Annotated in this window: 18 protein-coding genes and 1 pseudogene; 13 read left to right on the top strand and 6 right to left on the bottom strand. The window is 40.6% G+C overall.

Going from position 1 to position 23,791, the window contains the following annotated elements; all coding sequences use genetic code 11:
* Nucleotides 1–149: 149 nt before the first annotated feature.
* A pseudogene (locus AB5026_RS08680) lies at nucleotides 150–2,255 on the top strand (preprotein translocase subunit SecA); the annotation flags it as partial.
* A gap of 133 nt (nucleotides 2,256–2,388) precedes the next feature.
* A complete protein-coding gene (locus AB5026_RS08675; RefSeq protein ID WP_368213129.1) occupies nucleotides 2,389–3,336 on the top strand; it encodes a DNA/RNA non-specific endonuclease in 948 nt (315 codons plus the stop codon).
* Between the two features lie 63 nt (nucleotides 3,337–3,399).
* Here the strand turns inward: AB5026_RS08675 and AB5026_RS08670 are convergent, their stop codons facing one another.
* Nucleotides 3,400–4,032, bottom strand: coding sequence for a hypothetical protein (locus AB5026_RS08670; protein WP_368213128.1), 633 nt, complete (start codon nucleotides 4,030–4,032; stop codon nucleotides 3,400–3,402).
* Nucleotides 4,033–4,275: 243 nt separating this feature from the next.
* Here AB5026_RS08670 and AB5026_RS08665 point away from each other — a divergent pair, with 243 nt between their 5' ends.
* On the top strand, nucleotides 4,276–4,446 hold the full coding sequence (locus AB5026_RS08665; protein ID WP_195567675.1) for a hypothetical protein: 171 nt from the start codon (nucleotides 4,276–4,278) through the stop codon (nucleotides 4,444–4,446).
* A gap of 76 nt (nucleotides 4,447–4,522) precedes the next feature.
* Here the strand turns inward: AB5026_RS08665 and AB5026_RS08660 are convergent, their stop codons facing one another.
* The gene (locus AB5026_RS08660; protein WP_110103358.1) at nucleotides 4,523–5,110 is read right to left on the bottom strand and encodes a GTP pyrophosphokinase family protein; all 588 of its coding nucleotides are present in this window, start codon (nucleotides 5,108–5,110) and stop codon (nucleotides 4,523–4,525) included.
* A gap of 150 nt (nucleotides 5,111–5,260) precedes the next feature.
* Here AB5026_RS08660 and AB5026_RS08655 point away from each other — a divergent pair, with 150 nt between their 5' ends.
* On the top strand, nucleotides 5,261–5,929 hold the full coding sequence (locus AB5026_RS08655) for a hypothetical protein (protein WP_195656983.1): 669 nt from the start codon (nucleotides 5,261–5,263) through the stop codon (nucleotides 5,927–5,929).
* A gap of 49 nt (nucleotides 5,930–5,978) precedes the next feature.
* Here AB5026_RS08655 and AB5026_RS08650 read toward each other — a convergent pair whose 3' ends face one another.
* The 3 genes from AB5026_RS08650 to AB5026_RS08640 all read right to left on the bottom strand — a co-directional run bounded on the left by AB5026_RS08650 (nucleotide 5,979) and on the right by AB5026_RS08640 (nucleotide 7,676).
* Complete coding sequence (locus AB5026_RS08650; protein ID WP_368213126.1) at nucleotides 5,979–6,707, bottom strand: glycosyltransferase family 2 protein; 729 nt, start codon at nucleotides 6,705–6,707, stop codon at nucleotides 5,979–5,981.
* 134 nt (nucleotides 6,708–6,841) lie between these two features.
* A complete protein-coding gene (locus AB5026_RS08645; RefSeq protein WP_368213125.1) occupies nucleotides 6,842–7,417 on the bottom strand; it encodes a hypothetical protein in 576 nt (191 codons plus the stop codon).
* Between the two features lie 16 nt (nucleotides 7,418–7,433).
* Entirely contained in the window at nucleotides 7,434–7,676 is a 243-nt protein-coding gene (locus tag AB5026_RS08640; protein WP_368213123.1) for a hypothetical protein, read from the bottom strand.
* A 283-nt stretch (nucleotides 7,677–7,959) separates the two neighbouring features.
* Between AB5026_RS08640 and AB5026_RS08635 the strand changes: the two genes are divergently transcribed.
* The 9 genes from AB5026_RS08635 (at nucleotide 7,960) to AB5026_RS08595 (ending at nucleotide 21,965) form a co-directional block, all read left to right on the top strand.
* The gene (locus AB5026_RS08635) at nucleotides 7,960–9,102 is read left to right on the top strand and encodes an FKBP-type peptidyl-prolyl cis-trans isomerase (protein WP_368213122.1); all 1,143 of its coding nucleotides are present in this window, start codon (nucleotides 7,960–7,962) and stop codon (nucleotides 9,100–9,102) included.
* The gene (locus AB5026_RS08630; protein WP_173733830.1) at nucleotides 9,074–9,886 is read left to right on the top strand and encodes a hypothetical protein; all 813 of its coding nucleotides are present in this window, start codon (nucleotides 9,074–9,076) and stop codon (nucleotides 9,884–9,886) included. Before AB5026_RS08635 ends, AB5026_RS08630 begins: the two co-directional genes overlap by 29 nt.
* A 24-nt stretch (nucleotides 9,887–9,910) precedes the next feature.
* Nucleotides 9,911–11,236 carry a preprotein translocase subunit SecY gene (secY, locus tag AB5026_RS08625; protein ID WP_368213121.1) on the top strand — a complete coding sequence of 442 codons (1,326 nt, stop codon included), beginning with the start codon at nucleotides 9,911–9,913 and terminating at the stop codon, nucleotides 11,234–11,236.
* A gap of 18 nt (nucleotides 11,237–11,254) precedes the next feature.
* On the top strand, nucleotides 11,255–11,494 hold the full coding sequence (locus tag AB5026_RS08620; RefSeq protein WP_195656987.1) for a hypothetical protein: 240 nt from the start codon (nucleotides 11,255–11,257) through the stop codon (nucleotides 11,492–11,494).
* A gap of 122 nt (nucleotides 11,495–11,616) precedes the next feature.
* A complete protein-coding gene (locus AB5026_RS08615; protein ID WP_173733828.1) occupies nucleotides 11,617–12,465 on the top strand; it encodes a hypothetical protein in 849 nt (282 codons plus the stop codon).
* Between the two features lie 569 nt (nucleotides 12,466–13,034).
* Nucleotides 13,035–19,478 (top strand): SpaA isopeptide-forming pilin-related protein, encoded by a 6,444-nt coding sequence (locus tag AB5026_RS08610; protein ID WP_368213120.1) that lies wholly within the window; start codon nucleotides 13,035–13,037, stop codon nucleotides 19,476–19,478.
* Nucleotides 19,479–19,658: 180 nt separating this feature from the next.
* A complete protein-coding gene (locus AB5026_RS08605) occupies nucleotides 19,659–20,015 on the top strand; it encodes a hypothetical protein (protein ID WP_368213119.1) in 357 nt (118 codons plus the stop codon).
* A 12-nt stretch (nucleotides 20,016–20,027) separates the two neighbouring features.
* Nucleotides 20,028–20,594, top strand: a complete 567-nt coding sequence (locus tag AB5026_RS08600; protein ID WP_368213118.1) for a hypothetical protein — start codon at nucleotides 20,028–20,030, stop codon at nucleotides 20,592–20,594.
* A gap of 1,188 nt (nucleotides 20,595–21,782) precedes the next feature.
* Nucleotides 21,783–21,965 (top strand): hypothetical protein, encoded by a 183-nt coding sequence (locus AB5026_RS08595; protein ID WP_368213117.1) that lies wholly within the window; start codon nucleotides 21,783–21,785, stop codon nucleotides 21,963–21,965.
* Nucleotides 21,966–22,744: 779 nt separating this feature from the next.
* Here the strand turns inward: AB5026_RS08595 and AB5026_RS08590 are convergent.
* A partial coding sequence (locus tag AB5026_RS08590; protein ID WP_368213115.1) for a CAP domain-containing protein occupies nucleotides 22,745–23,791 on the bottom strand: 1,047 nt, incomplete at its 5' end.

Genomic DNA, 23,791 nt, shown 5'->3' with positions numbered 1-23,791 from the left:
CTGAGAAAGCAGGCAATAAACGAAAACACTATGACAGAATTGCTATCAAAGACATTGTAAAAAAAGAAGAGGAAACAGAGATGGTATGTTTTACTGTAGATAATGAAGAGCATCTGTTCCTGTGTGGAAATTATGTTGTAACGCACAATACTCTTGTTGCTGCGCTTCCAGCATATCTCAATGCCCTTGAAGGCAAAGGGGTTCATATTGTAACTGTTAACGATTACCTCGCAGAACGTGATGCGGAAGATATTGGAAGAATCCATCGTTTCATGGGTCTTACCGTCGGCTGCATCTTAAAGACGACATCGCCGGAAGAAAAGAAAAAAGAATATGCAAAAGATATCACGTACATTACAAACACGGAACTTGGTTTTGACTATCTGAGGGACAATATGGCGCAGCGGATGGAAGATAAAATGCAGCGTGGATTCCATTTCTGCATTATTGATGAGGTGGACTCTGTACTGATTGATGAAGCGAGAACTCCGCTTATCGTTTCCGGAAACAGCGGTAAGTCTACAAAACTATATATCGCATGTAATGAACTGGCAAAGCAGCTGGAAAAGGGAGAAGTAACAGAATTATCAAAAGTGGACCTGATGGCAGGGGAGAGACCGGAAGAAACCGGTGATTATACGGTTGACGAAGAGCACCGAATCGTTACCCTCACGCTGCAGGGAATTAAGAAATGCGAAAAATACTTCGGAATTGACAACCTGGCAGACAGGGAATATACAGAGTTATACCATAACATCCTGGCAGCACTGAAAGCGCATAACCTGATGAAGAAAGATAAAGATTATGTTGTTAAGAATGGCGAGGTCCTGATTGTAGATTCATTCACGGGACGTATCCAGCCGGGACGCCGTTATTCCGATGGCCTGCATCAGGCACTTGAGGCAAAAGAAGGGGTTGAAGTCAAAGAAGAGACTTCTACATATGCAACCGTTACATATCAGAATTTCTTTAACAAATACGATAAGAAATGTGGAATGACGGGAACAGCGTCTACTGAAAGGAAAGAATTTAAAGACATTTATCATATGTCTGTTGTAAAGATACCGACAAACAAACCGGTACAGAGGATTGATGACTCTGACAAGATGTTCTTGACGAGACAGTCAAAATTTAAAGCGGTTGTTGACGAGATTAAGAAAACACATGAAACCGGGCAGCCGATTCTGGTAGGTACATCAACCATTCAGGATTCTGAAATCCTGGATAAGATGCTGAAAGAAGAAGGTCTTCCGCATACCGTACTGAACGCCAAGTTCCTGGAGAAAGAAGCCGAAATCATTGCAAAGGCTGGAACGAAAGGTTCAATCACCATTGCAACAAACATGGCCGGAAGAGGAACAGATATCAAACTTGATGATGATGCGAAAGCAGCCGGCGGCCTTAAGGTAATCGGCACACAGCGTCATGAGTCAAGAAGGATTGACAACCAGTTGAAAGGACGTTCCGGAAGACAGGGCGACCCTGGCGAATCTATCTTCTTCCTTTCTCTTGATGATGAGGTACTCAGGCTTTACGGTTCAGAGCGTATGAAAAATATGTTAAGCCTGGCAGGTATGAAAAATGAAGAGAGTCTTGAAAATGGAACTGTAAACAAATTTGTGAAGAAGGCACAGACTGTGATTGAGGATAATAACTTCGGAGCAAGAAAGAATGTCCTGAAATTTGATAAGGTAAACAATGAGCAGCGTGAGCTGATTTACGCAGAACGTGATGCTATCCTTGAAAAAGCAGATACCAGAAGCACGATGGTGACAATGATTGAAGATTCTATCAATATGGTCATTGATAAACACGCACCGGATAAGAAGGTGACAGATGCACAGTATCAAGAAATCCGGAAAGAAATTGAGGTTCTGGTCCATGGCATTAAAAGCCCGGGATATGAGTCAAATATGAAGAAGAAAAGGCTTTCTGAGCTTTATATCAACGCCGCAAAAGACAAATACGTTGACAGGGAAAGAGAGTGGCCGGATATTAATGTATTCAGAGAATTCGAGCGACAGATTATCCTGAGATGTATTGACATCAAATGGATGCAGCATATCAATGACCTGGAAATCCTGCGCCAGAACATTGCCCTTGTGGGATATGGACAGAAGGACCCGGCGATTGTATACAAACTGAAAGCATTTGACATGTTCAATAAGATGTCTGATGAGATTAAGACAGACTCCGTGTACACACTGTTTTCTTCAAGACTGAAATCTTCAGCGGCAAATAACGGCGCGGCTTAAAAAAGAAGAAAAATACATAGAGGCCCGAGATAAGGATATCTCGGGCTATTTTTTCGCAAAGAATTTTGCATCTGGATTTGTTTTGCATATTTGTGTAGTATAGGAAACATACAAAAAAGAGGAGGAAAAATAAATGTTAAAAAAGTTCAGGATGATGCTGGCTGGAGCTATTGCTGCTGTTGTGGTAATCAGTGGAAGTAATGTCGGATGGATGCAGCAAACAGAAGTTCAGGCAGCGGCAGATTTGAGCCAGGTTCCTGGCTACACAGGAAACCCATATACTGTAGTGAATGATAACGAGCCGGATTTTGCAGAGTCAGATTTTACAACAGATGCCTTTGAAAATTACAGCGATTTGGATAGTCTTGGGCGATGCGGTGTGGCTTATGCAAACATCTGTAAAGAGTTAATGCCGACGGAAAAACGCGGAAGGATTGGTATGGTTAAGCCCTCCGGATGGCATACCGTCAAATATCCGGATATCATCAAAGACCGGTACCTATACAACCGCTGTCACCTTATTGGATTTCAGCTGGCCGGGGAGAATGCAAATGAGAAAAACCTGATAACCGGAACACGATATCTGAATGTGGAGGGAATGCTCCCGTTTGAAGATGAAGTGGCAGATTATGTTAAAGAAACCGGAAACCATGTACTCTATCGTGTAACTCCGGTTTTTGACGGAGATAATCTGGTTGCTTCCGGAGTGCAGATGGAAGCAGAGTCCGTGGAAGATTCCGGAGCAGGTGTCAAATTCAATGTGTATTGCTATAATGTGCAGCCTGGTATTGGAATTGATTATGCAACAGGCGACAGCTGGGTAGACCAGGAGTCAGTCGTGGACGGAGAGCCGGATGTGGGCGGAAACGCTGACACGAGTTCTGCAAGCGGTGTGTCTGGGAATTCTAGTGGCGCGACAGAACAGACGGAATATGTAATTAATACAAATACTGGAAAATTTCATAAACCGAGTTGTAACAGCGTAAAAAAGATGAAAACAAAAAACAAAAAAGAATATACCGGCAGCAGGGAAGAACTGATTTCAGAAGGTTATGAGCCTTGTGGAAGTTGCAAGCCGTAGGAAGAGCAATAAAAAAAAGCATGCAATAAATATGCAGTCAGAACAAAAAAAAGGCAACTGGCATTATTCCAGTTGTCTTTTTTGTTTGGATAGGTTTTTCTTTGTTTGTAAGTAAAATAATGGTTTTGAGTTGTTGATGTCGTCATTAGTGGTGTGCTCAACTTTAACTAAAAGCATTTGCTCATCTGGATTATCAACAAGGCAGTTGTATGTATAACTTTGGATGGCTACATATTCATTGCAAAACTGTGTATCGGTGCAGATGGCAGCGTAATAAGAATAGAAGTTTTCGATTGGCTCTCTCCGCATGCTCCAAACCTGACAATCTAAAACATGGATGTCGTAATCGTCTAACGCGCTAAATTGAAGTTTGTTATTCTTTTTGTATACAAGTAAAAATACAAAAAATATACAGATAAAGATATACGTCTGCATCGTTTCCTTTTCTAAGTGTCCATCCATGACAACATGGATAGTATTCCAGACAAGAAAAAATAAAACGACGGCTAAAAATGGAAGAAAGGAAGAAATAGTTACAGCCCTTAAGATTTTCATTGATTTTTTGGCATGTATAGCCTCATCCTTGTATGGCATACGAAAATTGTAAAAATCTTCTAAATTGTCCACGCGCGTTTTTCTTTTGATTTTGTCTTCGTTTCTGTACATTTCTCCTTTTACGGTTTTTTCTTTTGGCATTGGTGATTTTCTCCTTTTGTGTATTTATATTGTTTAATATGCCAAATAAGGATTTTCCTGTACCATTTTTGTACCAGCATTTCTTATCGACGGGCGGGAAAGCCTGGTCACGGTTTTTTAATCCGCTGATAAGGATTCAGAGTATTTCTCTTAACATGTTTTTTTTTGCATATTAAATATGTAAAAAATAATATTCGTCTCGTAAATATAACATAGAGACGCGCAAAGAAGGGAGAAAAAGATATGTCTAAAAAATTAAGCAAGAAAGAACTTCAGAAACTGGAACTGCAGATGGGTATCTCAAAGATTCAGCATGACCGTCCGCCGGTTGGAAGGCCAACTGTGTTTTACGGGAAGACCAATAAACAGAAACGGAGAGAAGGTCGAAGGATGGCGAAGGAGGGCTTCGTATAACGCGAAGCCGTCTTTTTTTATGCAAAAAAAAAGAATACCACATTATTTTGTGGCATTCTTCGATAAAATTAGTCGTTTAAGCATACATCGCCTGGATTTCTCTGTCTGCTGCCTGGCGGTATGTATCCAGTGTATCTAATACTTCAGGGGTCAGGCTGATAACCTGCTTGTACTGCGCCAAGTGTTCGAGGCTTGCCCAACAGTCCATAACTGAAGTACGAATCTGAACTTCTACCTTCATTTCTGGAAAGACTTCGTCGTCAGATGTGATTCCTAAAATGACGTGCAGGCTGCGATATCCACTGGGCTTTGGGTTTTTGATGTAATCCTTGATATGTAAAACCTGACATTTCGTATCACCGAAATCGTGGATTTTATCAAGGTTATCTGAAATCTTATACACATCAGAGATAGAATCTGTGATAATACGGATTCCAATGGCATCAGATTCCTCAACCAGCATAGAGTGATAATTAACTGGCAAACTGTCTGCCAGAATCTTCTTCTCCATACTTTCCGGAGACTTTATCCTGGATACAATTCTGGATGTTTTTGCTCCGGAGAATTCGGCTGCAAATTTCGCAATGATGACCGCTTTGTCTTTGACAGTTTCCATATGGGTTAAGTGTGCTCCATAAAATTTTTCTTTTTCGTTTGTTTTCATTTTTTATTGCTCCCTTTCTTTATAAAACCAAAATTTCTCAGAATTAATATGCAGAATAACAAAAAATATGAAACGCTTTAATTTTTTCTTTTTGGAAAATTTTTCATATTGTCTGTATGCAAAAAAATATATGCAGCAGGAGGAAAAAATATGAGCTATAAATTGGATATTAAAGATGATGCATTACGAATCTGTGGACTGTTTGGTACATATGAAGCGGCAGACGATGGAAGCGGGGGCTTTCTGGTTTCCGTTCAGCAGGATTCATGCGTAAATGAGATTGATGCGGATGGGGAGGAATACCTTGTTGACTTTGGGCAGGAATGGAGCGTTCCAGTAAAAAATCTGTCAGAGCTGAATGGTTTTATAAAAAGATGTGAAGAAGAGCGGTTATGGAATTACCTGCCAGGACCGGTGTTCCGGATGAAACCGGATATGGAAAACGGAATCCTTTATATAAGAGGACAAAGCCGAAATTTCGTTATAGGAGAAGGGGATAAGGGTCTGTACGTAGATGAGTCCGCAAACACGAAAAACCATAATTATAAAGATGATTTGCTCGGTATCACCAGATATATGACAGCAGAGGATAAATGGTGGCAGCGACCGGCAGAAGAGACTATAGATATCGCCAGAAATATGAGGTGCGCTGCAATGATTACTTCCGGAGGTAATCTGCAGCTTGAATACAGGAATAAAAGTTTATGTATCGGACAGAAGGACGACGGGAGTTTTTGGGTCAACGTTTCCGGGGACCAGGAAAAACATATTTTCTTTAAAGACAACTGGAAAGAAGTAATTGCATTGCTTGGAAATTGAAAATAGAGGAGAAGGCCTGAGGATAGGTCTTTCTCCTCTATTTTTTTTGCTATTTTTTGGAAATTGTTTTGTTTATTTTTCGGAAATCTTTTATGGCCTGTTTTCCGATTTTAATGATTTTCGGAATGTTGATTGAGTTTACGCCTCCCTGGCGTGGCCGAAATGTGATAGGAATATATTTAACGCTGCATCCTTTTTTCGCATAAATAACTGACAGCAAAACATTGGAAAGGTTGAACCCATTTGGGATTAACTGAATATAGCATTTTAACGTGTCAGTGTTCATTAAGCGGAATGGTGTGTTCGCGTCCTTTAGTGAAACACCGAAGCATAAGCGTAAGACTAACTTCAAGGTCTTTGTAACAAGCACCCTTGAAAATCCGTCCTGCCTTCCTGTTCTCCATCCAATGACCATGTCATAGTCGCTGCGGTTCTGCCAAAATCCTTCAAATTCTGAAGCCAGCGTTTGACCATCAGAATCTGTCTGAAAAACATAATCGGCATTGTTTGCGATTGCATGCTGATATCCATATAATACAGTTCCACCGTGCCCGGAGTTCGTTTTTTTAACCGGGTGAAGCAGCGGTCTTGTCTCCGCTGCGGCGGAAATAATGTTGTATGTATCGTCCTTGCTTCCATCATCAATGATAACAAGCCGGGATTTCTGGTTTCCGTTGTGCTTTTCAACAACTGGATACCAGTCATTGATAACGTTTAAGATGTTGTCTGCCTCGTTATAGGCAGGGATGATGATATATAAAATGTCTTTTTCTGACATATAAATAGCCTCCGTTCTGATTTAATATATATAGTATGCCTGATTCTCTCCGAGAAGGCAAAGGAAAGAAGGAAACTGAAAACAGAGAAGAAATAATACGCAAAAAAAATAAGCAGCCGCATATGTGTGACTGCTTAAAAACATTCGATAGCAAATGCATCAGTGACTTCCTGCTGCAAGAATAATTGAAAAAATTTTGCCTGCGGGTCTTTTTTCGTATTGTATCTGACAAGAAGGAATGGACAGCTATTGTCTTTGTGCCATTTCTGAAATGTTATGCTATCGACCATGATTGGCTCCGTGCAGATTTCTGTGTCTGTTGCTGCATATGCTGCATAAGTATCTTTTTTGTACAAATCCATTTTTGACACCCGGCATGTCATTGTTTCAAATATTATCTCTTTCTTACGTCTTCGTTCCCGGAAGAAAAAATCTACGAAAAAATAAGATAAAACCCAGGCTGCAAAAATAAGGGTAAAGAAACAACATAAAGAAGCAGCGCGCATATAACCATGATACCACTGGTAAACGGCCAGCATCGCCATAGCAATGGTTGCCCATATGATAGGAAGCAATGCATTCCATAGTATCCTGACTGTAAACGTCCTGGAGGTCTTGTTTTTGTTCTCAAGGAAGCGCTGTTCGTCATATGTAGGTTTATGGAAGCCTTTCAGTTCTTCTTTCTTAACTTCTTTTGGGTTGATTATCATTTGTCATCAGCCCTCCTTACTTATTGCAAAAGGAGAGCCCGAACCAAAACTCAGCAATAGCCCAAAGAGACACGATGAAAGTGCCAATTCCGCAACAGATTGCTGATTCCGAAGAAACGAAAAGTGCATGATGTACAGCCAGATATGTCAGCCCCAATGCGGAACTGATAAGCGGAATGGATAGGAACAAAAGAGTTTTTGCGATAAACAATGCATCTTTATGTTTGGATTTTTCCGTAATGTTTTTTAATCTTTTCAAAGTTAACACCTCCTATTTTTCTTTATATTTACAATATGCAAAAAAGAGTAAAAAAAATTGTGAAAATGCAGTGAAATTTTACAGCTAAAAAAACGCAAAAAGAAATCCTCAAAAAACGAACGATACAGAGTTTTTTCAGCATATTGTATGTATACAGGAAGAAAAACAAAGGAGGGAAAAGATAACGAAAAGAAAAAAATATTGGTTTCCACCTGGATTTACGGTAAGCATTGTCGGTTTTTCCAGCATACTGGCTTTGACCGGATGTGGCAAACAATATGATGTGCTTGACAAGATTGCCGATTCCACGACAGTAGGAGAAAGTATTTCCGATAAAGTGCAGGATGAACTGGATGTGGAATCATCAAACGCGGAATACATCATAAAGCGTCTGACTGCGGCTGTCAACAAAACGGATGCGGATAGTACTTCTGAAGATGAAGGTACAGAAACAGGCGAAAGGCCAGAATACGACCCATTGAAATATGTGGATGTAAGCGGCTGCGATATCGCCGAAACAGCAAAAACGCAGGATATGGATATTGCCGAAAAGGATATCGATAATGCTGTAAAAGAAGAGATGATGAATCAGAATATCTTCAGTAAAAAAGAAAAATCGGAATCCGGTGATATTGTTACGATTGACTATACCGCAACAGAAGAAGGGCAACAAAAGGCTTTTGTTGATGTGAAAGATGAGGACCGAATCGTCGGAGACAATCTGTTCCCTGACGAAGTTGATGAAAAACTCGTTGGGGTTAAGGCTGGTGATGTGATTAATGTAGAGTATTCATTCCCGAAGGACTACAAGGACAAAAATTATAGAGGAAAGACTTTTGATTATCACATCACAATTAAAAAAGTGAAAGGAATGACACTGACAGATGAAACAGCGGTAAGCCTGTCTAGCGGGGCGCAGACGACGATTAAGGAATACCGTGAGTACATAAAGTCACTTTTAGAGTATAAAAAAACGCAGGAATTAAGCGAAAACGGTGTAGACTCCCTGTGTAAAAACGCAAAAATCACAGGCTATCCGGATGATGTGCTCAGTTATGACATACAGCAGGCTTTTATCCGTGTATATCAGGAATCTGGGCTTTCAGATATTAACAGTGATGCTTTTAAGTCTTATGTAAAGAGCATAGGATATGACAGCATTGATGATTTCACAAAGAAGATGCAAGAATCAGTTACAGAGGCACTGGAAAAAGAAATGAAAGTCCTTGCCCTTGCAAAAACATATGGTCTTTGGCTTGATGATAAAACATTAAGCAAGGAAATTTTAAATCAGGCAACAGGCTATTCAAGTGCAGAAGGCTATTATGCTGATTACTCAAAATATCATGCACAATACGTTATGGCCAGAATCAATATAGCAAAGGAAATGCAGAAAAATGTCAAACAAACAAAACGTGCCGGCTAAAACGGCGCATTATCCAAAAAGAACAAACTTATTATTAAAAAGGACCAGCCTTTTGATTGACGAACTGGATGTGAGGAGAGAAGAGGAGGAGAAGTTTCAGCTCACACCGTATGAGGCTGGACGGTATATGCAGCTGAAAGAGATTTTTAAATGCCAGCGCCCAGCCGAGCCGATTGAGAATGCACTTGAGGACGAAAGGGCCTTAAAAGAAATCCGGAAAGAATACCTGACAGCATCAAAGATAAAAAGAGAAAGGCAGGAGATTAAAGAAAATGCAGATAAAGATGGAGTGGGAGGATTGCTTTTGGCCACCGGGACGCCGGTCATTTTAGTAGGGGTTTCACTTATGGAAACATTTATGACTGCGGGAATCGGTATCATCGTAGCCGGTGCCGCGATGTACGTCCCGGCATTTATCAGAGAAGTAACAAAAAAGAGAAAGGCAAGAAAAGACTTAAAAGAAATTTCAAACTGTCTGGATTCGCTTTCTAATGAGATTGATGAGAAGACGATGAATGTGGACAAGATATGCTCACAATACGGACTTCCGATTAATTGCCTGGAAAGAGAAAAATACATGGTTCCACTACTGGAAGCAGCAAAAGAATATGAAATGTTAAACCAGAAAGAAACAGATTATGAACTGCTGGTCCAGATAAACGGAAGCCAGGATATCAGCCGAAAGATTTCAAAGAATCTGGAAACGATATTAGGCCTTCCGGTAAAAGACGAAAAGGAGTATAAAAAAACATTAAAAAAAATTGAAGACCAAATCAAAAATTAAATACAGAAAAGGAGACTTAAAAAAATGATTAACTCTATCAAACAGGCCCTGACAACACGAGACATCAGACGGAAACTGGAAATCATTGTCGGAATAATCTTTCTGACACGTGTGATTTCCATGATTCCGGTTCCCGGAGTGGACGCTTCTGTTTTTAAGCAGTGGATGGCGTCCAATTCCAACGATGCGCTCAATCTTTTCTCAGCATTCACAGGAGGGTCATTTGAAAACTTCTCCATGTTTGCTTTAGGCATCACCCCGCTTATTACAGCACAGATTGTCATCCAGCTGATGGCAGGCGTAATCCCGTCACTGGCAAAACTACAGAAAAAGGGTGAACATGGACAGAAAGTCACAAAGTTCATCACTAACATCGTTGGTATCGTACTTGCAGCAATCCAGAGCCTTTGTATGGCAATCGGGTTCAATAAGAGCGGTATGATTACCGGAAACGCTGTCTTTTCTGCTATTGCTATCACGGTATTTATGACGGCAGGCACAGGAATCATGATGTATCTTGCGCACATCATTACAGAAAAAGCAATCGGAAACGGTGTATCTGTACTATTGATGGCGAACATCGTATCCAGGATGCCAGGCCAGTTCGCATCTATGGCGAAAAGCGTGGTTGACGGAAAGAGTAAAATGGTGGCTGCGCTCTCTATCACCGGGTTTATCGCTTTACTGCTGCTGATGATTATCGTAATCATTTATATGACAGAAGGATATCATCCGCTGCATGTACAGTATAGCCAGAAGATGAGCCAGTCAGGAGAGGATGCCGAAACAGGACAGATTCCGGTAAAGGTAGGAATTTCTGGCGTTATGCCAATCATCTTTGCTTCATCACTCATGGCTATCCCTCAGCTGATTGCAACGATTGCCGGAAAAGGATATGGCAGCGGATACAGCAAAATCTTCCTGAACATGATGACACAGAAGAACTGGTTTGATAACGACCATCCGATTTATGCGGTTGGCCTGCTGATTTATCTGGCACTGATTGTATTTTTCGCGTTCTTCTACCTGCCGGTGACATTTAATGCAGCAGAAATCTCTGACAATATCAGGAAGGCCGGGGGCTTCATTCCGGGAGTAAGAGCAGGAGAGGATACGGAGAACTACATTCAGAGTATTTCCCGCCGCCTTACTTCTATCGGTGTGGTGATGCTGATTTGCGTAACGGTAATCCCAATGGCTATTTGCGGTTCCCTCGGAATCACAACAACCATCAGCGGAACCTCATTAATCATCGTCATCGGTGTTGTGGCAGAAACGATGCAGCAGATTCAGCTTGAAATGGCAGGAAGGAATTATTGCGGAATCCTTTGCCAGGATACAGAAAAATAAAAAAAGAAGGAGTTAAAAATGGAGATAAGAAAAGGAGAGAATATCGGTGAGCCAGGCGATATCGAATTTAAGAAAGAAGAACTTGACGAGTCTAAAAAAATGACTCCGGATATGAAGTATATCAAATGGCCAGGCAACGTAACGGTTATGAAAGAGCTTATGTCAGTTGTAGTGGCATCCGCTGTACTGGCTATGCTGATTGCAGCAGGTGACCAGCTGGGAATGGCAATCGTCAACCTGGTGCTGAGATTTATCTGATATATACGGCGGCTGTATCTTGGACGATACAGCCGTTTTTTTGTATCCTCAACATTTTTGCATATTGAAACCGTAAAAGAGAAACAATATCTCAAATAAATCAAAGAAAGGAAAATGCAAAAATGGCGAGCATTAATTTATATGAAGAGCCAGTCTATTATTCGGAATTGGCAGATAAAGAAATCACAAAGGAAGGGGTGAAAGAGGACTGTAGCCGAATACTGAATGTCTGCACATATAAAGTACAGAAATATATCAACAGCCACTACGGAAAAAGTTTCCTCAACGAAGATAGCCTGAAAGACATGGTCCAGAATACTGCTGTAAGTATTATGGGAAGCATCAGTGATTACATCCTCACTGACAAAGCAGTCCCGTTTTGGGCATATATCAATGTCTGCATCCGGTCAGCGGCGAAAGAAGCATACCGGAAAGAGACCGGAGCAATGGGTGCATCTGCGCATGTAATGCGCGAGGCATCAAAGACAGTCGAAAAGATGCATAGCGAGCATCTATCAGAAGACGAAGTCGCGAAAAGTATGCATATGAAAAAAAGCACAGTACAGAGCTATGTACGGTTGAAGTGCCATACACTCAGTATGGATGAACCGGTTGCGCTAGCAGCAGTTGACAGTTTTAATGAAGGAGACACCCTTGCCGACAGGATTGGTGAAAAGAAGCAAGATATCTTAAGACGCGACAGTGTCGACGAGGTTTTGAAAGAAGAGCCGGGCGAGGTACATGAGATTGTTGAAAAAATGCTGGTCTCCATGAACGAAGAGGCCAGGTTCGTTATTGACAACTACCTGAAATATGCGCCGGAAGATAATTGGAGAGAATTGACCATGAAAGCATGCCGGCAAAAGAATATTTCCGAATCAAGGACAATGGACATCATCTACCGGTTCAGGAGAAGAGCAAAACATGAACTGAAGGACTGGGAGAAGAATGGCAGGATTGGCTCAGAGTAGAATTTAGGGCGGAATATCGCCTGCTAAATATAAATATAAATGATGCTGAAGATAAGATTACAAAGATAAAAGAAGATAAAAGCAAAAATAAAACAGCCTGGCGAAGCCAGGCTGTTTGTTTAATATAAGCGTTTTGTAATTACTTCTAGTCTCCTGTTTTACGTCATGATACCGAGAACTACGCTCGCTTGTCAGCGGCAAAAACCGCTTGATTACCTTCAGACAGACTGGCAAACAAGTTTGATAACTCAGTCTTCGGCTTCGTTACCAGATTCGCTTCGCTCAATGACCGCGGTCTCCCGTCCGTCGATGATACAGCGAGTAAAACAATTAGTATGCTGAAAAAAATGTTCTAATTTTTTTTTGATTTGTCATATTAAAAAAGAAAGAAAAAAATGCCAGTAACGGTTTTTCATAGAGACAAAAAAAGGCAGGAAATATAAAGAAAATAACGGGAGGATGAAAAATGAGAGAATACAAACCGTAGCGTATAGTTGACAAAGAAGAAAGGAGATTAAAATGATAAAGCTTAAAAAGATAAAAAATCTTAAGCAAGGAGGAAGAAAGATATGAAAAAACAATATTTTAACCCGCCAGACCGGAGAAAAAGAAAAAAAATAACAATAAAAACGGTTAAAGCAGGTATTATGTCAAGCGTGATGGCAGCAGTAACAGCTGCAACAACCGTGGCTGCGCCTATTTTAAGTTATGCTGCAGACCTGACAGAAACAGACTCTTCAGCACAGACGCAGACTATTACGAATGATGACGGCATTCAGACTATCCTGAATACAAGCGAGGGGAACGAGACTGCTGATAGTACGGAAGTTTCAAGTGAAGATGAAGCAGAAGAAACAAGGTTTTTGTTTCTGAAGCTGAAAAACACTGGCGGAAAAATCGTCATAGACAAAGGCGAGGATGAAGAACATACGGTCAGACTCGTAAAACATAAATCCGAAGACGGAAAGACGGATGAAGAAAAGATTGATGTTTACGATAAGGATGACGTACTGGTCTCAAGTGAGGATGCCGCTAAAAATAATTATACATACGCTTACGAAGTAAAATCTGACAGCGTGGCTAATGTGAAAGCAGAGGCTGATGAAGGATATGTACTGAAAAAGTATGAGGTGAAGGCTGGAGATGCAAATAAAAAGGCTGACCTTAACGCTGATGATGTTTCAGACAGTTATGAGCAGGCAATTTTTATGGATGAAAACAAAACTGTAGACGTGGAGTTTGAGAAGTCCAGCGAAGGCGATACTGGTGTTACTGATGAGACAACGCAAACAGCAGATGAAGATGTCAGCGATGATTGTGCTGATGATGCGACTGCGGACAATAGTACAAATGAAGATACGGATGTAAATGATAACAAAGAGAAAGACGAGGATATCAGCGTTGATGATTCGGTGCACAAAGGAGCTGATGCAGAGACAGAAGATGTTGAATCCAAAGCGGATGCTGCAGGTATGGATGATGACTTATCAGTTGTAGACCCTGAAGAGGACAAGGATGAAAGCGAGGTCGAAACAGCAGTAGATGAAAATGACACTGATGACGTTACTGAGGCTGGCGATGAAGAGTTGACTACAGACGCGGAAGCTGCGGATGACAGCGAGACAACGGATACAGGAGAGAGTGCGGATGAAACAGTGGAAGAACATTTTTTGGAAAAAGCAGACGGCGTGGATGAACTGAACGCTGATGAATTTGCTTCTGCAAGACTGATTGTTATGACTGATGCTGAATCTGGAATCGTTGACGAAGAACATCTGATTGGCTCTTACGGTAATATTTATCTTCTGCAATACAAAGACGCAACACAGGCAATGAACGCTTATATGTATTACAAAGAGAATGCAGAGGCAGTAGAACCGGATGCAATCGTTGAAGCTGCTACTGAAAATGCTTCAGAAAATGCATGCGACAGCATCCCGTCAGAAACAGAAAGTAACGCTATTGCAGCACTGAATACCGCCGAGGATTCTGTGGCAGCAAAGAGTGAAGATAATGTAATCGCACTGATTGACACAGGCGTGTCTGAGTCTGAAAATATCGTAGACAGAATTTCGCTGATTGATGATGACCTGACCGGTAAAAACAGCCATGGTGATACCATGGTAAAAAATATCGTAAATCAGAACAATGAAGCAAAAATCTTGTCTATCAGGGCGCTTGGAGACAACGGCCAGGGTAGCATTTCTGATGTTATTGCTGCAATGGAATATGCTATAAAGCAAAATGTAGGTATCATCAATCTTTCAATATCAACAAGAAAAGACTCCATAAACAAAATACTGGAAACAGAAATTGATAAAGCCGTAGGAGACGGAATCACCGTTGTTGGTGCTGCAGGAAATAATGGCGATGATGCTTCCGGATACATGCCTGCATCTGTTGATTCTGCGTACATTATTGGCGCATGCAATAAAGAAGGCGTGAGACTTACAACATCAAATTATGGAGATACTGTTGATTATAACGCGGTAGCCAATTCAACATCGGAGGCTGCGGCCATGTTCAGTGGTTATGCTTCTAAGTGTGGAATCAAAAATGTAAAAGCAGACAAAAAAGATTTTTTTGACGCATCTTACAGGAGTGATGAAGTATCGCAGGGTGACGGATTGAAAGTATATTACCTGTTTTACGATGCAAGTAAGCCAGATATTGATGAGCATACAAAAAATGTTGTAACAAATATCATTTTGAAGTATCCATATGAAAAGATGTCAGATGGAAGCCTTCATTGTTTAATAAATCCAGATGCTTCAAAATACAACTATAATCTTAACGGTGCTGACGGAACATCACTGGCGGTTGATGTAGACCGTGGAGCACATGGCGGACGGCAGCAGCCTATCACTGATGAATGTACATATGATGAGCAGACCGGCTATATCGACATCCCGGCAGAATATGCAGACAAAGATGTAACTGTCACTGTATGGCAAGACACGGAGTCAGCATTCTATAAAAACCTTATGCCAGATGAGATAAAACCTGAAGAAGACCAGACTGGAAAAGTTTCAGTGGCAACTTTTTCAAGCTATTTTCCAGATGGAACATATCCCGCATACTTTATAGCAAAAGGATGTAATATGGTATATCTGAAAGGAGATATCAGTAAATACACCGTAGGAAAGAGCTGGCAGGCCAGCGCAACAACACATAATGTTGGAAATGGTGGTGTTTCGTTTAACTGGGTATCTGGAATGGACGTATACCATAATGGCTTCGGGGCCGGACAGATTTTTAATATTCACGGTTGCAGCGATAGTATCTTTAATAACATTGGCGGAAAAGGTGCTGATGGACTCAACTGGCTGTTTGGTGGATGTGTCAGTGATGTGAGCAATAACTTTGACGGAGACCCTGTTGTAACGGATTTTTACATTGAGTGTATCAAAAATGATTCTGCAACAGCAAGAACCTTCTTCTTCCGTGCAAAATGTTCGGGACCAAGTGGACAGACCGCGCAGACAATGGTTGGCTTTTTCTGTGCATCTATTACGACTCCGCCACCAACGACTTCAAAGTTTTCGGTTTATAAATGTATGAGCCTGTATGACCAGCTGGCAAAGAACACAAGCCGTGTAGGAGAGGTTGTTGATACAACGTTCACTATCTATACAAACAAGGACTGCGCTGCTTCACATATCGCTACGATGTCAAATGGCAAAAAGGCTGTCATTGGTAAGGGCGGAAACGTTCCACTGTCATACATGACAGATTCAAAGACCAAAAAAACCGTAAAATCAAAAGCGTACGCTACTGTTGTATTAAAACCAGGAACATATTACGTGAAGGAAACAGGCCGAATATCCGGTACGATTCAGAATACAAATGTGTATGGTCCGTGTAAGATAGCAGCGGGAAAGAGCTATAAACTCAGAGATTTTGTCAAAACGGCAGACAGAAGCAAAAAGAGCATGACGTCGACAGGATATGTTGTAAACTATCCGTTCAGGTTCAAAGGCGCGATACTTACCAAAAAGGCCGGGGACACGAAAAAGCCACTGGCAGGAGCGATATACAAAGTGCAGTACAGTGAGCAGGGTGGCACAGCTTTTAAAGCAAAGAGGACATGGTACTTGAAATCTGACAGCAATGGACAGGTTAAAGTAGATGGAAGCCATCTTGCTTCAGGGTATAAGAGCAGTGCACTGTTCTATGTGACGAATGCAGACAATACAAAAACCTATTTCCTGCCTGTATGCTCATTAAAGATAACAGAGGTCAAGGCGCCGGAAGGATATCAGGTTGTGAAGACTACTAAGACAATTAGTATCGTAACAAAGCCGAAAGACTCAAAACTGGACACATGGGTTGATTACAATGCGGTAACTTCTGAGAAGTATGAGCAGATAGACCCGCATATTGATGAAAGATGGAGACTTACGGTCTATGCTAAAAAAATCGACCAAAACGGAAATCCGCTGGCCGGGGCTATGTTTGGAATTTATAACACTAAGGAAAAAGCCGAAAAGGAAGACGATGCTTTAGCTCGTCTTACCACCGGCTCGGACGGGCTGACCCCGGATTATACGTATCCTGATTTAGACCAGTCTACAGAAAAAACATGTACACTATACTGTAAAGAACTAAAGGCTCCTGATGGATTTGCCCTTCCCGCAAACAACGAACCGTTGTCACTTACTTTCAGTCTTAGTGATTATAAAAAACTCACAAAGAAAGAGCAGGATTCCACCGGCGAGCGGAAACCGTTTGGTGGTAAAGGAGTGATAAATACCCCTGAAGGCTGGGCTTATTCGTTCAGGATAAAAAAAATAGATGAAAAAAATAAACCTTTAAAAGGGGCTGAATTTAGTATCTATAAGAGCCAGGATGATGCAGAGGCTGGCGAAAATGAGCTGGATTCATACGTAACTGACGAAGACGGTCTGACGCCTTTGGAAACAATGAGGCTCACGAACGATGTATCAGAGATAACGCTGTATTGTCGTGAGACAGCCGCTCCTGATGGATATATACTTAATGACGAAGTGTTTACCCTGACATGGAAAAAGGCGGATTACGATAAACTGTCTGATACGGATAAGAAGAATGGAAAACTTCAGTGGTTTGGCTCAGAAAATGGAATTGTAAATGAACACGAATCCAATCCTTCGGGATGGAACCTGAGGGCACAAATTAAGAAAGTTGACGACGACAATAAACCTCTTGCTGATGCTGTGTTTGGAATATATACAAACGAGACATGCGACGAAGATTCACAGGTAGCAGAGCTCACGTCAGGTGAAGACGGCCTTACGGATGAATTTACATATGAAGCTGACGCAGCGAATGACTCAATCACGTTATACTGTAAAGAAACGGATGCTCCAGATGGATATGATATTGATGACAAAGTCTATAGTCAGACATGGACTCATGATGAATATAAAGCATTAAGTGCAGAGGAACAGGAAAATGGAAAACTTAAAATGTTTGGCCCGGTTGATGGTATCGTGAACCATCTTTCATGGCGTGTAAGGATGAACGTTAAAAAGATAAATAAGAAAAAAGAACCTTTGGCTGGAGCACAGTTTGAGGTTTATGGTGATAAAAATTGTAGTTCTTCAGAGTTCATTGGCACATTGACAACGGGACAGGATGGTATGAGCAATACTATCTCATTCGCTGTTGATTCAGCAACAACGTCTATCACGTTATGGTGCAAGGAGACAAAAGCCCCTAAGGGATATCTGATATCAAAAGAAATCGCATCGCTTACATTTGATAAATCAGAGTACAAGACACTTCTGGCACAGGGTAGCACAGAAGGGCCATTGAAGACATTTGCAGGCGAAGGATTCATAGATGATGAGATAACCCCACCGACTGTAAAGATACAGAAAAAGTCTACTGTGTCAAATGAAATATTGGAATTAAGCGGATATTCACTGAAAGGTGCTGAGTTTGAGATAACAGGAAATGGATTCACTGGAAGGCTGATAACAGCGGAGGATGGAACAACAGAAGAGCTGTCGCTTCCAACCACATCCGGGGAGTACCAGGTCACAGAGGTCAAGGCGCCGCTTGGTCATACATTAGACAGCAGAACGCAGACGATAAAAATCAATATGCCCCAAGACAACGGTAAGAAGGTTGCACTTGAGTTCACTGATGAGCCGATATTTGTTTCAGACGGATTCCAGATTACAAAAACCGATGAAAATAAGAATCCAATCAAGGGTGTAGTCTTCAAAGTTGAGTTCATGGACAATGACATAACAAAGAAAACATGGTATCTCGTTTCCGATGAAAAAGGACTCGTAAAAATGGATACGTCATACACCTCAAAAGAGGCTGGTTATAAGAGTGATGGTTTTTATAAACATAATAATAAAGTAGTTATTCCTATTGGGGGAACGCTAAAAATTACGGAAGTAAAAGCACCTGCTGAATATACAATTGACAGTACACCTAAATATCTGACGACAGGTAAAGATGAAAAAATGAAACTGGATGTTATCAATACTTCAAAGCCATGCAAAATAAGTATCAGGAAATTTGATACAGATGGAAAAACACCTTTAAAAGGAGTTCAGTTTGAGCTGAAGTTCCTCCAGTCTGCTTCGGTACAGTCTGCTCCAAATAGACTTTTGAAAGTTGGTGAGAGCACAAAAGGAGAAACTGATGCAAATGGAAATCTTGTATTTGATAACCTTGACAGGGGACAATACCAGATAACAGAAACAAAAACGACTGAAGGACATACGCTTTTAAAAGACCCGATTACTGTTACCCTTCCAATCACAATGACGAAAGAGGAGGCTATCAAGAATAAGGCTGATACATCAAAGGCGACGTGGGATGCCTATACGAACAAGTGGCAGTTCTACGACTGTACTTTTGAAGTAACCAACTCAGCAACATTTAAGATGCCGATGACTGGAGGAACAGGAAATTGGAAGTATGGTATTATCGGCTTTGGCACACTTGCGGTTCTTGGAACTGGATTAATCCTGATGATGAATCCTCGGAAACAGAAGAAACGCAGGAAGTAACTGAAAATGGATAACCACAAAAAATATGAAGTGGTGAGGAAAAGAAATAAAAGATAAGAAGAGAAGCGCACGGAAACGTGCGCTTCTTGTGTAAGTATGAGGAGGAGATGTGGTATAAAAGCATTTTGTTGCATTTTTTTCGCATACTAAATACAAAAGGTAAGAAAAGGAGTAAAAAAAATGAAAGACAAAGATTATTATACAAAATCGTACGATAAATACAGTCAAAACACAAAATGTCAATGCGACTTGGAAGAAGGAAAGATAAGAATATACGAAGTACCATTTGAATATCGTGATGGATTAGCATATGTTCTTGCTCGGAAGGCAATACGACTGGGAGATTTAAAAGGGGAATGCAGAAAAAAAGAAAAAAGATTACTTGCAGAACAGTTGATGGGTGATATAATAGTATGTAAAAAATATAAAGAGAAAGGTTCGGATTTATCCTCTGAATATCCTGAATATAGGACAGAAGACAGAATACGAGATTTGCGAAGTCTATTTCTAATGTGTGCGGACGAGGGGTATTTCTGATAACAATGCAAGATGATTCATAACGAATTTTTTTATAAAAATATAGACGATACTGAAACACATAAAATATTAAAGTCGATAAAAAATGATTGGGATAAGCAGATATTAATAAAATTTTTTGACTGGATTAATAACAAATGCTTAACAGGAGATGCGAGATTCTGTAAGATAGCACAAGTAGAGCAAGGTAATGATTATGTTGCATTTTTCCTAACTAATAGTATACAATTAAACGCAATTAGAACACGATATGAAATATGCGGCTATTTGAGTTATACTTCAAATATCAGGAAACCTAAAATTTATTATGCTGATTTAACACACTACAACGACACGAATATATTGTGGATACAGGATAATTACATTACAAGTCCGAATATGAAAAATAAAGGCATCGGTTCAGCCGGAATGAGCTGCATAAAGAATCTAGCAGTTCAATTAAATTGTGAAAAAATTCAAGGTAAAGCACAAGTAACAAATGTTATTAATAAGAATGAAATGGATAAGCTTATTTCATTCTATTCAAAAAATGGTTTTACAATAAACCCAGCAAACGACATTATAACATTTTTGCTGTAATATTATTTTTTGTTGGCTTTTGCGAGCAGTCGACGGTCAATCACACACAAAGACTAAATTAAAATATTTCTCAAAATATTAGTTGACAAAATAGAGTTTTTGGCATATTATCATAATTACGCGTAAAACCGCGGCCAACCTAAATATGCATCGCTTAGATTTACATATTTAGTTGTCCGTCGGATGTAAGCGTAAAGAATTAAAAAATATTTTTTTCTTTTTTTCGTCAAAAACTATATTTTTTCGGCATACTATATATGTAACAAGATAAGAACAATCTTGTACTTGGCATTTGCCAGAATAAAACTTAAAAACATATGCCGTTGTATACAAAAGACCTTGTATGTGTAAAATGTTTAAGGCCGTGTACCCGATAGAAAAGGCGGGGAGGTGTCAGCAACAGCAAAAAATTGTTGCATAGTATATTTTTTAAAGGTAATCCCCGTAACAGGGGATAGAGGGATAGTGTTAGTCCTGCGAGGCGCTTTTCGGCCTCGCAAAGAAGCCGCGGTCATTGGAGTGAAACGGAATCTGGTAACGACTCCGGCAAAGCCGGGGAGTTATCAACCTATGGTCGTCCGTCGGTCAATCACTTATTCATTTGCCCAGAATGGGAAAGATTCTGTTATGCGAATAAGGAGCGTTCGCCTTCGGAGAATGTCATGACTGATGTAGTGGATGCATTCGTGTGTAGCCGAAGTAAAATAATCCGTGGAACATCATACAGACGTAGGGGCTGGAACGACCTGACAGGACAGGTGCTAAATCATCCTTCTTGATTTAGTCAAGATAACTGGCGGACAGTGAAATAACTACACTATTTTATTAAATTATTGACTTCTTTTACGAATTTGTATCTACTATATATAGAGAGGACGAATTCTCTTATGTACGTATAGTCTCTGGGAGTAACGGGACTTAAACGTAGAATATTACTCAGTAGTATGTGTAATCTCCGAGAATGGCGGGATTTAAGAAATAAGTGGGAATTCTCGGAGATTTAATTGCCGAGATGGAAACGCCTAGATATACAAATAAACAAAAATATCGCTTGCGATTTATTGATTTCTCTACGCTTCGGCGTAGAGAAATTTTTATTTTCTGCAAAAATTTTTCGCAAAAAAATCGTCCCGTTTGAGATTTTTTCGGCATATTAACTATGTAAGAAAAAAGACAGGAGGTTTTGATATGGCAAAGAAAAAATCCATACGGGTTGATTTTGCAAAATCTTGTATTACATATAACAAATTGAATACGATTGCTAAAAGTGCCATATCAGACATGCAGTCTTTTGGTAACCCGATAACCTTACCGGTGGAACACCGGAGTAGCCTGCCGAGCTACGGGGTCACGCTTACAGACGTGGCGTAATATGTCACCCGGATAGACAGGAAAAAGAGAACCTGCGGGTTCGAAGCCTGTGTCTAGACTGTCTTCTTCGGAAGCCTGTTTCTTTAGATGCGGGTAGTTCACATGTAGAATATCCTTCAAAAGTATGTGTAATAATCGTTGGAGCAGCTGTTACTCTGACAAATGAATGCTTGCTTTGTTGGAACAAGAATGTTATAATATAAGAAACACAGGGAGCCGTTGCAAACGGTTTATCTCCAGAAATTAATTTTCAAGTTTAACTTAAGCCGTCGTCTAGTTCCAGTAGTCGGCGGCTTCTTGCTTTTGTTCCGTTTGTCGAGTTCTACTTGCCAGATAAATTTCCAGCATTCTAGCACGAAAGTGAGACCACTTATCGCGACTACAAACTTATACATGTCGCATCCCCTCCTTGTAAAAACTAGAGAAGGGGCATTTATCTGCACCTCCCCAGTAAACTATATTAACAGTTACGAGGAGATAAACCGCCTGCCGTTATTCTCGGCTCCCTATGCAACATAGTATATCAGGATAGAAATAAAAAATCAAGAAAACGCAAAGAAATGGTCAATTTTGAAGAGTTTTTAATATAAATTTACTTTTTTTATCACCGATGGGTAGAGAAATTTCCATCCGTGTCTGCTACACGCGAGCGTAGTTCGCGATGTCACAAATAATTCTCCCTACTTGTTTTTTTATATATATTTTACAACAAATATATATGGTTTGCAAAAAAAATAACGCACCACCTCGCGGTGGTGCGTTTGTGCGATATAAACTAGTTAAGATGGATTTTCTATCCAATTGGCTTTTAGAGTTTTTGTTTCTGACATATGAATTTCCGTTGTTTGTTTCGTTTCATAGCCATCATCGTAAACAGTTGTCCACTTATCGAATCTGCTGCCGTCATTCTCTGGCTTTGAGATATTATCAATTGATAGCGTCATCCCCGCCGGAATCTGCATCGTATATTTTTCAACTCCACCTTTATCTGGGAATGTACCGCCGTTTGCGTCAACAGTCAACGTAAACTTCTGGTCCGGGTCTTTGGCGAAAATCTGCACCCAGTAAATGACTCCATCTTTTTTGTAGCAGCCTACTCCAATATGAGTAGCACCGCTGTCTGCCATAGTAACATAATGTCCAGGGCTATTTACGACGCCATTGACAAATTCTTTTGGAGTTCTAAAGCCTACAGCGATATTTTCCCCACGAATATTTCCAGCACCAGCTTCATGATAAGCTGTGTTTGCATTCGTTCCATCTGGCCTGGTGTGGCTATATTTAACAAGTGCACATTCTTTCGCTCTTACCGCCGCTCCTTTATCAAGCGCTGCGTTCTCCTGCACCGGATTTTTCCCGGCTTTTTGTCTTTCAATGTTCGTCAATCGTATGACTTCCTTAATGAATTTCTCTGTATTGAGCGGGGTTTCTGTTGGCTTTGGTGTAGCGGTTGGCTTTGGCTTCTGTGTCGGCTTTGGTGTTGCCGTAGGCTTCGGTTTCTGTGTCGGCTTCGGCGTTGCTGTCGGTGCAACTGTCGGAGTGGCAGTAGGCGTTGCAGCCGGTTTCTCTTGGATGACAACCCGCAGTCCTGCTTTGTTGTAACTGCCGTAAGTCTTAAACGTCTTATTATATCCCCTTACCATATAGTAGTAAGTTCTTCCGGCTTCAACCGGGTACTTACGGCTGGACTTGTGAACGTATTTCAGGGTCTTTGAACTGACGTTTGCAATTCTGGTCCACTTTGTGGTATCAGCGGAGCGGTAATAAACCAGGTAGTTCGTAGCATTGATGGATTTTGTCCAAGTAACAGTAGTCTGCTTATAGTT

Source organism: Blautia sp. RTP21359st1_E11_RTP21359_211015, assembly GCF_040910705.1.
In the GTDB taxonomy this organism is placed as follows: domain Bacteria; phylum Bacillota; class Clostridia; order Lachnospirales; family Lachnospiraceae; genus Blautia_A; species Blautia_A fusiformis.
This window is presented reverse-complemented; position numbering and strand designations above follow the sequence as displayed.

Excerpts from the sequence above, each read along its gene's own strand:
- AB5026_RS08605 (WP_368213119.1), top strand. The coding sequence starts at position 19,659 with ATGAAAGACAAAGATTATTATACAAAATCGTACGATAAATACAGTCAA.
- AB5026_RS08650 (WP_368213126.1), bottom strand. The coding sequence starts at position 6,707 with ATGTCAGAAAAAGACATTTTATATATCATCATCCCTGCCTATAACGAG.
- AB5026_RS08620 (WP_195656987.1), top strand. The coding sequence starts at position 11,255 with ATGGAGATAAGAAAAGGAGAGAATATCGGTGAGCCAGGCGATATCGAA.
- AB5026_RS08600 (WP_368213118.1), top strand. The coding sequence starts at position 20,028 with ATGATTCATAACGAATTTTTTTATAAAAATATAGACGATACTGAAACA.
- secY (WP_368213121.1), top strand. The coding sequence starts at position 9,911 with ATGATTAACTCTATCAAACAGGCCCTGACAACACGAGACATCAGACGG.
- AB5026_RS08645 (WP_368213125.1), bottom strand. The coding sequence starts at position 7,417 with ATGATAATCAACCCAAAAGAAGTTAAGAAAGAAGAACTGAAAGGCTTC.
- AB5026_RS08660 (WP_110103358.1), bottom strand. The coding sequence starts at position 5,110 with ATGAAAACAAACGAAAAAGAAAAATTTTATGGAGCACACTTAACCCAT.
- AB5026_RS08670 (WP_368213128.1), bottom strand. The coding sequence starts at position 4,032 with ATGCCAAAAGAAAAAACCGTAAAAGGAGAAATGTACAGAAACGAAGAC.
- AB5026_RS08675 (WP_368213129.1), top strand. The coding sequence starts at position 2,389 with ATGTTAAAAAAGTTCAGGATGATGCTGGCTGGAGCTATTGCTGCTGTT.
- AB5026_RS08665 (WP_195567675.1), top strand. The coding sequence starts at position 4,276 with ATGTCTAAAAAATTAAGCAAGAAAGAACTTCAGAAACTGGAACTGCAG.
- AB5026_RS08610 (WP_368213120.1), top strand. The coding sequence starts at position 13,035 with ATGAAAAAACAATATTTTAACCCGCCAGACCGGAGAAAAAGAAAAAAA.
- AB5026_RS08615 (WP_173733828.1), top strand. The coding sequence starts at position 11,617 with ATGGCGAGCATTAATTTATATGAAGAGCCAGTCTATTATTCGGAATTG.
- AB5026_RS08595 (WP_368213117.1), top strand. The coding sequence starts at position 21,783 with ATGGCAAAGAAAAAATCCATACGGGTTGATTTTGCAAAATCTTGTATT.
- AB5026_RS08630 (WP_173733830.1), top strand. The coding sequence starts at position 9,074 with ATGTCAAACAAACAAAACGTGCCGGCTAAAACGGCGCATTATCCAAAA.
- AB5026_RS08655 (WP_195656983.1), top strand. The coding sequence starts at position 5,261 with ATGAGCTATAAATTGGATATTAAAGATGATGCATTACGAATCTGTGGA.